Raw genomic sequence first — 9,265 nt, 5'->3', positions numbered from 1 at the left:
ATTGATTCAACAATCGCTAATAATTTTTGCTTACCGCAACTTATTGAGCGGATACAATAACTCCATCTGTAAATAGCAAATCTAATTCTTCTTTAAAAGATTGTTCAACAGGAAATCCTAGTTCCAACATAAAGTTAGACTGTACATATTTAATTTGAAACTTGTTAATGACTGTGCTAATACTTTTATAATTACTAAATGCCATTTTAATTTACCTTTTATTGAAAACTCCGTCACTTTTTTTAATAAAATGTGAGATGCAAATTTAAGTATTTTTTCTAGGACTTTTGCCTAGATCCAAGTTTACTCGCGGTAGAGCCGCAATGAGGTGCAAATCTTAAGTAGGGGAGGCAGGTGTAGCTCAGGCTTCCTTAGATCATAACTGCCGTTGCGTTACAACCTTATGTCTAACGTACTGCAATAGAAAGAAATCAATTATGAATAAAATGATGTTATAAAAGTCATCAAAGCAAACATCATTTGCTAGAACGGTATGGAGCAACAGACAGTTCGCACAACGTTGATCCTCCCAAAGGATTTGTTAGAGGCAACGGATAAAGCCATTCAGTCAGGAAAAGCCAAAAGCCGCAACGAGTTTGTAACATGGGCATTACGGCGTGAACTAGCTGCTGAAAAACGGGCAGAAATTGATGCAGCCTTAGCAGAAATGGCAAATGACCTAGAATATCAAAGGGAAGTTTTACAGATGGAGGCAGAATTTGCCCCAGCTCAGTGGGAAGCTTTGAAGCTTGAGATTAATCCCTTCACCTCACCAACTGCGTGGCAGAATTAAAAAACTGACGACACAATCCCTTCGTGACTAAAACTGTTGTCAACAAGTTAGCGAAAGCCACCATGAACATAATCAAAATTTCGTAGGATACAGCATCCAAGGGTTTAACAGCAGCTAATAACTGTCCGGTGGTAATTCCTGGTATTGCGACCATACCTATGAGTATCATTTGATTGAGAGTGGGAATCAATCCGGCTTTGATGGCATCTTTACGATACTGACTAACTGCTTGCTCTGGAGTTGCACCTAAGCTCAAATGGGTTTCTATTTCCAGATGGCTGGAGTTAATGGTGCTGACAAGGCGATCGCCTGCGATCGCAGCTGCATTGGTAGCATTACCTAAAACTATGCCTGCCAGGGGAATTATATAGTGTGGTTCGTACCATCTCTCTGGTTGAATGATCAAAAAGTTGGTGTAAAGCACTGTCAGGGCGGTACTAATTAAAATTGCACCCCATACCAAAGGCAATAGATGAGGAATTTTTTGGCTGATGCGATTTCGTGCGACAATCGCCGTAATTGTCAGCATTATTGCTAATAGCGCCAAAACTGCCCAAGCATTGTCTAAAGCCAAGATGAAATCTAAAATGTATCCCAATACAAGAAGTTGTAAAATGGTTCTCCCAGTAGCAAGGGCTAAGTTCAACTCTAATCCTAATTTTTCCCAGGCAGATAAACCAATGGCGAACGCCATCAATCCCACAGCAATAGCTAAATCCACAAAATCCAGCTTGATTAAATCCGGCATGAGTTCTCTATTTCCTGGTATTTTCTTTTCAAAGCAGCGCACACAAGAGGAACTTTGATCCGATGTGTTGGATCTTGGTTGATATATATCACTTTCATCAATTCAAAATGGTACAACCTTAAAATGGCAAACACCTAGTATGCCTACTATCTGTAAATTAAATGTGCGGTAGTTTCCCGCCCGACGATTTAAGTAAAAACCCTAATAGATGCGTATCTTGGGCGATAGTCTTTCAGTAGCTCCTATTTGATTAAGCAAAAATTGACTGTCGAAGTGCATCCTTATGTATCTCCCGATAAAATCAGAACTCATGATCCAAAGTGTAAATCCCATCCCTGCCTTTGATATCAAGCAGCAATACACCAGCATTGAAGCAGAAGTAAGTGCAGCCGTCTTAGAGGTTCTGGCTTCTGGCCGCTATATCGGCGGCCCCTTAGTCGAAGGCTTTGAGCAACAGTTTGCTGCTTATAATACTGTTAGTGAATGTGTGGCTTGTAATTCTGGTACTGATGCGCTCTACTTAGCGTTACGAGCCTTGGAAATTGGTGCAGGCGATGAAGTGATTACAACGCCTTTCACCTTTATTGCGACATCGGAAGTGATTAGCGCCGTGGGTGCAAAGCCTGTTTTCGTTGATATTGACGCTACTACGTTTAATTTGGATGTGGAGCAAGTAGCGGCGGTGATTACACCCAAAACCAAAGCGATTATCCCGGTTCACCTATTTGGACAACCTGTGGATATGACATCATTGATGGCGATCGCTCAGTCTTACAATTTATCAATAATTGAAGATTGCGCTCAGTCTACAGGCGGAATTTGGGCTGATCAAAAACTTGGAAGCATTGGACATATTGGTTGCTTTAGTTTCTACCCTACCAAAAATCTTGGTGGTTGTGGCGATGGTGGGGCAATAACGACTAATGATCCAGCGATCGCCACTAAACTGCGAATACTACGGGATCATGGTAGTAAAATTCGATATTTACACGAAGAAATCGGTGTAAATAGCCGCTTAGATGCTCTCCAAGCGGCTATTTTGCAGATTAAGCTACGTTATTTAGATATTTGGAATGATCACCGACGAGATATTGCCAACTATTACTACCAGTTCCTCAGTAAAATTCCAGGGATAATCCCGCCCCAAGAATTACCTGGGGGTATTGGGGTATGGAATCAATACACTATTCGCATCTCAGGCGAAGGGCGAAATGGTTCTAGCGCCAAATATCGAGATTGGCTGCGTAGTCAATTGCAAGAACAGGGCGTGAGTTCAATGATTTACTACCCCCACCCTTTACATTTGCAGCCAGTTTATCAAAGTCTGGGTTATCAAATTGGGGACTTACCAATAGCAGAGCAAGCTTGCCATGAAGTCATATCCTTGCCTATGTTCCCAGAACTCACACAACAGCAGCAAGATCAGGTGATTTATGCGTTGAAGGAAGTTAGGAGTTAGGAGTTGGGAGAGACGCGATTAATCGCGTCTGTACAGGAGTTGGGAGTTTTGAATAAATAAAAGTTTCTTCAACTCATAACTCATCACCCCTAACTCATCACTCATTTCATTACTGCATTTGCAGTCGCTAACGCTTCCACCAAGCCACGCACGGCAGCAATCATGGCGACTTCGCTATTGAGTTGGTTAATGGCGGAACCAACACCAACACCAGCCGCACCAGCAGCGATCGCTAATGGTGCGGTAACGTTAGAAATGCCGGAAGCACACAATACTGGCACTGACACCACGCGGGAAATCTCAAAAGCTGCTGCCAAGGTGGGGGCAGCTTTTTCAATTAATCCTAAAGTTCCTGGGTGAACTGGATTACTGCTAGTGCCGCCTTCGGTTTGGATAATGTCCGCTCCCGCTTTCACTAGTTCTTCTGCTAGCTGTACCTGTTGATCTAGTTCCAAGATGTGGGGAACCGTGACAGATAGGGTGATTTCCGGGAAGAGAGCGCGGGTTTGCTTAGTCAGCGCTAGCACTTCTGGAGCCTCAAAGCGCCGTCCTTGAGCATAGAAGGAATCGAAATTTCCGATTTCAATTAAATCAGCACCAGCTGCCACAGCTTGCACAAATTTATCTGGTTCTACTGCCGATACACAAATTGGTAAATTTGTCAAACTTTTAGCTAGCTGGACTAAGGTTGCATCGGCGGCAATATCGACAAAAGTAGCACCGCCAAAATCAGCAGCTTTAACGGTAGCGGCGACACTAGCGGCGTCGAAGTTATTTAAGCCGGTGATCACTTTTAGAACGCGGCGGTTATTAAATGCACGTTTGAGTGTAGAATGCATCGTCATAGTTTGGCTTTTGAAGGTACGAAAATTAGGTATATTCTACCGTTACTCAGTTGATCAGGGACTAAATCACTATGGTAGTTGCCAAATCTTGATAGTTTTATTCTTTTTTCGGAATTGCGATCGCTAAGTACAGCTTTGCATAAGTTCGTAGCGAATCGTTTATAGCTTTTGGGTTAGCATTTATAGCTTAAATAATTTTGCGTAACCACTTAATCTTGATCTTGTAAAATTTTGATCTTGGAGTTTACTCTCCTAATTCAATAGGGCATTCAATGTAGTACAGGACTGCAAAATACCATAATTTTTAGCAGATATCTATGTAAAAATAATTAAGTTATTCTTTTCAGGAGGAAGATATGACTGAAGAAATAATGGCAAACATTAGCGAGAAAGAAATACTTGAACTCTGGGATAATAGAGCTAGAGACTGGGATATTCAAGTTGGCGAAGATGGCGACGGCAATCGAATTCTCAACTCAGATCCAGTACTATGGAGTTTCGCTGGTAATGTTGCGGGATTGTCTGTCCTCGATGCTGGTTGTGGCACAGGATATCTGGCACGCCAGCTTTGCCTTAAAGGAGCCAGTGTAACTGCTGTAGATTTTTCACCTCAAATGATCGAAATTGCCCAATTCAGAGCTAGCCAAAATAATCTAGATATAGATTTTCATTTGGATTCATGCACTGAACTCAAATCGCTTCCAGATGAACAATTTGATCTGATCATCTCCAATTACGTTCTCATGGATTTGCTTGATCTCGAAGGAGCAATAAGGGCATTTAATCGAGTTCTCAAGCCTAGTGGTATTGCAATCCTGGTGTTCTTACATCCTTGCTTTCCCCAAGGCGACTCGACGACTGTAAATGAGGATGGGACGGTTTGCTATAGTTGGGCTTCTTCTTATTTTGAAAGGACGCAACGCAATGACCAACCTTGGAACCATTTTACAACACCATTTATCTGGTTTCATCGTCCTATTTCCGATTACTGGAAAGCTTTTAAGGCAGCAGGTTTTTCTGTGGACGAATTTGAAGAGCCAAGAATTACCCCAGAGCGATATCATCTTGCAGAAAACGACCAGAAGCTTTTCAATTCCAAAACACGTCCATATTCGGTAGTTTTTAAACTCCAGAAAGTTAAAATAATTCGTAATTCGTAATTCGTAATTCGTAATTCGTAATTCGTAATTATCCTAGTCAAACTCTAGAGGCCACAAATCTGCAATTGGTACTTCCCATCCTGGGAGCAGTTCGGGAACTGTTAAAATATCGCCATCACGAAGTATTATTGCCTCTTGTCCAAAGTTATAAACTTCAACAATCCGTTCATCTGGATTGAGCAAAATTCCTACCTTAGTTCCCAAACTCAGAAATTCTTTAATCTTGGCTCTCAGATCCTCTAATTTATCACTAGGGGACTTCACCTCGACAGTCAAATCGGGAGCCAATTGAGCAAAAGACTTGGGACTGCGACGCAAGCGTTCGGCTAAAACAAATGAAGCATCCGGTGCGCGCAAATCTAAATTTGGCAATCTGAAACCAGCGCTAGAAGCTGCTGTTCGTCCCAGTTTGCGCGGTCTAACCCAGTTACGTAACTGGGCTACCATTTCAGCTGCGACCTCATCTGATTCGTATCCTGATGGACTCATAACAATAATATTACCCTTGACTAGTTCCATGCAATAGTCGGGATACTGTTGCTGCATTTTTTCCAAGTCTTCAAGCGTCAGGGACATAAAACCTCTGTAGGAGCGATCGCTTTATTTTGCCTAGAATTACTATATCGTAATACTTATAGACCTCTCCAGGAGCGATCGCCCCATGAATTTCCCAGTCATCGCCAAACCTGTCACTCCAAAGACTTCCTATGTTTTGCTGTATAACGTCAGCTGGGATGAATTTTCCAGACTTAGATATAGAGTTGTTCGCGCAGTATTCGCGCATGGCAGATCAATATGATGCAGTCAATGAGTTTAGCCAGATGATTCGAGAAGATGCTTAACAATTCAAAATTCAAAAAATCGAATAGTATCGCTTATGTTTCAAAATACTCCATTGCCGCTTCTATTTTCTCAACTTGCCTGGGTGCTTGCATTTCGTTAAAAAGTGCGATTGCTTGCCCAAAATTTTCCCTACTCCGATCAATTTCACCCATTCTTTGATAAGTCAATCCTCTTTGATAATAAGCTTCAGCCAAGTCTGACTTAGCACCTATTTTATCAAGGATTTCGATTGCTTCTAAATGATAAAAAAGTGCGGTAGTAAATTCTCCCTGTTCTCGATAAAGCACAGCTAGGCAACTTCTAGCTTTAGCTTTTATCTGGGTAAAGTTGTTTTCTTCAGCATGAAATATAGCTCGTTGGCACAACTCAAAAGATTTTTTCAGATTACCTAAATTTTTATAAGTTAAGCTGAGATTTACTAAACTATGCCCTATTCCCCATAAAGTTACTCTACTTGATGATGACATAGTAGAAAAGGCATTTTCAGCAAGCTCAAAAGCATCTTCTCTGCTACCAGCACATGACTTAATTAAAGCTAAACAGCATTGAGCATAAGTCATTTAATCATCAAGATTAGTATTTTGTTCAGCAAGGCTACAAACAGAATTGAAACAATATTCGGCTGCTTCTATTTCCCATAATTCAAGTTTGCAAAGTCCTGCATTGAACAAAATAGAAATTTTGGGGATTTTTGTTGGCTTTTCATCTAACTCGTCTAATATTTCTCCTGATTTATCATAGCATTCTATAGCTTCTCTAATACACCCGATAATTTGATATGTATACCCAAGTATATTGTAAAGTTTAATTAGTCTTTCTGGCGATTTTATCTGCTCTATTAACCGTTTAATTACAGAGAAATTTTTCTGGAGCAGTCCCAGTTGGTAAAACGAGCAACCTAAAGGCAATCCTATACTCCACTGTTTACCTCGCCCTTGTAAAATTACATCACCAGCTTGCTCAAAATCACTAATTTCTACATAGTGATAATAAGCTTCTAAAGCCGTCAACGCATCATTGATATTTCTGACTGTTTCAACTAGTTGCGTCCAAAAGTCTGCGACTTTTCGGTTTACTAATTCCCATTCTTCACTAACTAACCTTAACCGACTAATCGCTTCATCACGAATTACAGGATGCAGCCAGTATTGCCCTTTTTTCGCTTCTATTAAAGATAAATCTTGGAGAGCTTTAATTACACCTTTACGTTTTGGTTCTAGTACATCCCAAAGCAAACATAAAACTCCCTCAATCGGTAATGAAGTAATATCTTGATAACGATAGCATCCTAAACGACATAGGAGGCGATAGGCTTCTAAGTCATTTTCTTGGAGACGGGTAAATTGACTGGCGACTAAATCTTTTAATTCTCTTTCTATTAATAAATCTGTACAGTTATCCTGCCAATAAGCATATATATCACCGTGAAAATCTGTCAATATTGCTCCTCGGAGAATTTGCATTGCTTTGGCGTTACCTCCACAAGCTCTGCACATTTCACTCAGAATAGTAGAATCACAATTGATGTGCCGACGACTAAAAAACTGTCGCCACGCTTCATCATCTAAACCTCCGAGTGGATAGAGATTAACCTCTACACTAGACTCACACAAACGCTCACGACTTGTTACTAAAGTAACTGAATGCACATCGACATCTGCTAATACTCTCAATAGCTGAACATAAGGACGACGATATTCTAGGAACTTGCCATTTTTATCGAGAGCAGTTTCAAGATTATCGATAAACACCCCAATTTTTGAAGTTTGCTCTCGCAATTTCCGCCGTAGTCGCTCCAAGTTGATGCCAAAATCGCGTCCCGGTTCTTCGTTAAAGTCTCGCCGCAGCCGTTCTTCAACCACACTCTCTACAGGAGTGATGTTTTGGATTTCTGTGGCCATCCACAGTTCCAGTAAAAAATTAAACTTTTGAGTTTTAAAATACTTGCGTGCTAAGGTGGTTTTACCAACACCGCCTTCACCCTGGATGAGAATAACTTTTGCTCCCCGACTGACAAGGGTGTGGAGATCGGCTATTTGGCGATCGCGCCCGACAAAGTTAGAATCTAAATCTTGGGGTTTAGCCTCATTGCCCGCTAAATTGGGAATATTACTAATTTTTTGCGACTCTTGGGTTGTTCTAAATCCCTGAACCACGCCTTGGAAGGTAGATTTTGAGACTTTCTCTCCCAGCACTTTTGATAGTAAATGCCAAAGTTTTGCACCCACTGCTTTTAAATGCGCTTCCGTATAACTAGAACTGTTGGCAATATCCTGGTAAGTCCGCTTTTCATCCTCCCACAAATGACGCAAGATAATCCTTTCAGTTTTATCTAAGTGTTTTCCCGTCGTGAGAAAAACCAAGTTATCTACAAACTCTAAGGCTTCTTCTGCACCCATTTGTTAACTTGATGTATCATTTGTAATTCATTATAACCATATTTTTACTACTTTTTCCTACCTATCATAGTACAAATTACTTTTTCCTACTCGGTAGGGTATTTACTTTATCCAACTGCAAAGCATTTTGGACTGTATTACTATTGCAATTAATACAGGCGAAGTTAAGTTAAGCGCGAATAAAAGGTGGTTGAGGAGAGATTTTACCAGCGCTGCTACTGCAAGAACCGTAAATCACAGATATTACTTGTTACTGTCCCATATTAATGACTGATGAAAGTGGTGTTTACTAAATAGGCAGTAGGTATTAACTAACTAGATTCTGTAGAGGGTCTTTACAACTAAGTATCTAAGTCTTTATCCTACAGGAGGTTCAATGATGTTAGACAAAGATTGTCATCATGATTGCAATCAAAATCAGTGCCCTTTTGCCCAAGATACAGGTAATCCCAATAGATATGTCTGCCTCAAATGTGGTGTTGAGCGCGAAATAAATAAGTATCCCTCTGGTTTAGGCTCGTTTTTGCTGCTGTTGTTGAGCTTGTTTATTTTGTTCCAACTATTAGCTAATTATCACAAGCAAAATCATCTACAAAAGCAGCAACAGTCTGGGAATAATTCATCCAATCAGGCAATTCTTCACCTGTAAAACTAATACTGTTCCGACTGGGTATGATTTTTCATCACCTGATTTTTTCAGAAAGCAATGGAAAATCAAAAAGAATATTCACTGTTAAAAATTTAGCTAAATTCGTGAGTAAAATTATGGACACCAATCAGGATACGCTTCTATTTCGCTTTGCTTCTAAATCCTTGAAATATTTCTTGTGGCTGCTATTTGGCATTGCGATCGCCTACCTTCTATCCAGTGGTTTAGGTATCTTACAAATCATCCCCATACTGCTGTACATTTTACAACAGTTTTTGCTTCCACTGGGAATTATGCTATTGTGTTTAATTACAACAGCAGTAATTATTGAATCCCTACGTTAAGAATCTAGGGAGTGGGAAATAATTC

General features: G+C 40.5%; 12 protein-coding genes. 5 read left to right on the top strand and 7 right to left on the bottom strand.

Annotated features, from left to right (window positions below; translation table 11 throughout):
- Positions 1-40 precede the first annotated feature (40 nt).
- Positions 41-205: a hypothetical protein gene (locus HWQ38_RS36365; protein WP_292804107.1), complete on the bottom strand. Its 165-nt coding sequence runs from the start codon at positions 203-205 to the stop codon at positions 41-43.
- 288 nt (positions 206-493) lie between these two features.
- On the opposite strand from HWQ38_RS36365, the gene HWQ38_RS36360 reads away from it, so the two are divergent.
- A complete protein-coding gene (locus HWQ38_RS36360; RefSeq protein ID WP_292804105.1) occupies positions 494-793 on the top strand; it encodes a ribbon-helix-helix domain-containing protein in 300 nt (99 codons plus the stop codon).
- Here the strand turns inward: HWQ38_RS36360 and fetB are convergent.
- Positions 765-1,541, bottom strand: coding sequence for an iron export ABC transporter permease subunit FetB (gene fetB, locus HWQ38_RS36355; RefSeq protein WP_292804103.1), 777 nt, complete (start codon positions 1,539-1,541; stop codon positions 765-767). The genes HWQ38_RS36360 and fetB overlap by 29 nt on opposite strands.
- A gap of 310 nt (positions 1,542-1,851) precedes the next feature.
- Here fetB and HWQ38_RS36350 point away from each other — a divergent pair, with 310 nt between their 5' ends.
- Positions 1,852-3,000, top strand: coding sequence for a DegT/DnrJ/EryC1/StrS aminotransferase family protein (locus HWQ38_RS36350; RefSeq protein ID WP_292804101.1), 1,149 nt, complete (start codon positions 1,852-1,854; stop codon positions 2,998-3,000).
- Positions 3,001-3,101: 101 nt separating this feature from the next.
- Here HWQ38_RS36350 and HWQ38_RS36345 read toward each other — a convergent pair whose 3' ends face one another.
- Positions 3,102-3,845, bottom strand: a complete 744-nt coding sequence (locus tag HWQ38_RS36345) for a DUF561 domain-containing protein (protein ID WP_292804099.1) — start codon at positions 3,843-3,845, stop codon at positions 3,102-3,104.
- 356 nt (positions 3,846-4,201) lie between these two features.
- On the opposite strand from HWQ38_RS36345, the gene HWQ38_RS36340 reads away from it, so the two are divergent.
- Positions 4,202-5,005 (top strand): class I SAM-dependent methyltransferase, encoded by an 804-nt coding sequence (locus HWQ38_RS36340; RefSeq protein WP_292804097.1) that lies wholly within the window; start codon positions 4,202-4,204, stop codon positions 5,003-5,005.
- Between the two features lie 33 nt (positions 5,006-5,038).
- Here the strand turns inward: HWQ38_RS36340 and HWQ38_RS36335 are convergent, their stop codons facing one another.
- The 4 genes from HWQ38_RS36335 to HWQ38_RS36320 form a co-directional block, all read right to left on the bottom strand.
- Entirely contained in the window at positions 5,039-5,581 is a 543-nt protein-coding gene (locus HWQ38_RS36335) for a Uma2 family endonuclease (RefSeq protein WP_292804095.1), read from the bottom strand.
- Positions 5,565-5,789, bottom strand: a complete 225-nt coding sequence (locus HWQ38_RS36330) for a hypothetical protein (protein ID WP_292804093.1) — start codon at positions 5,787-5,789, stop codon at positions 5,565-5,567. The genes HWQ38_RS36335 and HWQ38_RS36330 overlap by 17 nt, the downstream gene beginning before the upstream one ends.
- Before the next feature lie 91 nt (positions 5,790-5,880).
- A complete protein-coding gene (locus HWQ38_RS36325; RefSeq protein ID WP_292804091.1) occupies positions 5,881-6,408 on the bottom strand; it encodes a tetratricopeptide repeat protein in 528 nt (175 codons plus the stop codon).
- Positions 6,409-8,247, bottom strand: coding sequence for an ATP-binding protein (locus HWQ38_RS36320; protein ID WP_292804089.1), 1,839 nt, complete (start codon positions 8,245-8,247; stop codon positions 6,409-6,411). It lies immediately after the preceding gene.
- Between the two features lie 376 nt (positions 8,248-8,623).
- Here HWQ38_RS36320 and HWQ38_RS36315 point away from each other — a divergent pair, with 376 nt between their 5' ends.
- Both HWQ38_RS36315 and HWQ38_RS36310 read left to right on the top strand, forming a co-directional pair.
- The gene (locus HWQ38_RS36315) at positions 8,624-8,896 is read left to right on the top strand and encodes a hypothetical protein (protein ID WP_292804088.1); all 273 of its coding nucleotides are present in this window, start codon (positions 8,624-8,626) and stop codon (positions 8,894-8,896) included.
- Positions 8,897-9,012: 116 nt separating this feature from the next.
- On the top strand, positions 9,013-9,240 hold the full coding sequence (locus tag HWQ38_RS36310) for a hypothetical protein (protein ID WP_292804086.1): 228 nt from the start codon (positions 9,013-9,015) through the stop codon (positions 9,238-9,240).
- Positions 9,241-9,265 lie beyond the last annotated feature (25 nt).

The organism is Nostoc sp. NMS7 (assembly GCF_017115085.1).
Taxonomy (GTDB): domain Bacteria; phylum Cyanobacteriota; class Cyanobacteriia; order Cyanobacteriales; family Nostocaceae; genus Nostoc.
Note: the sequence above shows the minus strand (reverse complement) of the source record. Positions and strands in the feature narration are given on the sequence as shown.